The sequence below is a fragment of the Lentimicrobium sp. L6 genome (genome assembly GCF_013166655.1).
Taxonomy (GTDB): domain Bacteria; phylum Bacteroidota; class Bacteroidia; order Bacteroidales; family UBA12170; genus UBA12170.
Window position 1 is genome coordinate 1 of sequence record NZ_JABKCA010000172.1, and the last position, 1,392, is coordinate 1,392.

The following is a 1,392-nucleotide window of genomic DNA, read 5'->3' on the forward strand; positions in this document are numbered from 1 at the left end:
AAATATCACCATTAACAACTGAATTTCAGATAGTTAAAAACCGAACTCAGGTTAAAAGATTTCTCAGTCGAAGTAAACCTTCTCCTTCGAAATGACCCCAATATTATCGTTTTGAAAGAAAGCGCGACAAGCTCAATTATAAATGACATTTGCCTTGTCGCGCTATTTATTTACCCCAAGAGTTCAGGTCTTTTCGACGAAACATAGTGGAGGAGAAATCTATTTTTTAAACTCAGAAGCCTTTTACTCCAAGTCTCCAAAGCCCAATAAGCATATTTCCGTACAAAGAGAATACAAGGGGGAAATGACAGAATAGAGTCGCTCTAAGCTCTTACCAAAAACCACAGAGGTGCAGAGAAATAACGTTTGGAGAACTAGATTTCTTTCTGCGTTCGAAATGTCCTAAGTATTCAAGAGGAGAGATAAAAAAGGGCGCATAAATGCAAGTGAAACAATTAATGGATTTATGCGCCCTTTTATAAAAACATTTAAGCAATGGTCGTTTCGAGCAAAGCGAGAAATCTTAAGTTTAATTATAAGTTGTTCAATTACTTACTTAGCTTAATGGAATTTAAGTCGATACGCTATAGGTTTTTTTACTAAACTGTAGAACTAATTGTTTTGGTGCATGTTTTTTTCGCTCCCCTTGGGGTTGGGGCAAACGAAAAAAAGGCTAAGTGTTATTATTTCTGGTGTTTGTCTTTTAGTGTTGAATAAGGACTTAGCTAAACACCTCAATTTAATTAAGAAACACAATCATCTATTTACATAAGATAGTCTAGGAAAAAGAAGTCATCATTATCTAAAGGCCACCAATAATCCTCCTGTTATAAAAGCCAGAACCCACCATATCCAAGCATAACGTGAATAAAGGTGAATGGTCTTTGGAACTGGGGAGTTGAAACCATTTTTTATTTTTAAGCGCCATATGAAAATAGCATCAATTGACATTCCCAATAGTGAAGAATAGCCAATAAAACCATGTAAAGTAAATCCCCCTTTTGAGGAACCAAGAATCATAAATGTAGTAGCAATAATATCTAAGGTAACCCCTAGAGTCAGAAATAATAATACTTTCTTACTGACAACCTTTTGCCTTTGTTCGATAATAATTGCAATAGAATAACTGATTAATGCAAAAATGACAATGGAGGTGCCTGCTTGAATAAGAGGATTCATAAAATGATAGGTTTTGTTGGCTTCAAAAATACTAATGTTATTCGATTAATAAATCATATCATGGTAAATATACCATTAAAAAAAGCGTAACTAAGTCTAATATTAAATTACTATAATTGCTTTTAAGAAATGATTTTTTTGTTTTGCCCCTTCCCCACGCTACTCTTTATACACATTTTCCTCCCTCAAAAAGCACCAAAAAAAGTTTATTAA

Annotated in this window: 1 protein-coding gene; it reads right to left on the reverse strand. The window is 33.7% G+C overall.

Features of this window, described 5'->3' with window-relative positions; genetic code table 11:
* Window positions 1-798: 798 nt before the first annotated feature.
* Window positions 799-1,179 carry a hypothetical protein gene (locus tag HNS38_RS20055; RefSeq protein ID WP_172284777.1) on the reverse strand — a complete coding sequence of 127 codons (381 nt, stop codon included), beginning with the start codon at window positions 1,177-1,179 and terminating at the stop codon, window positions 799-801.
* Window positions 1,180-1,392 lie beyond the last annotated feature (213 nt).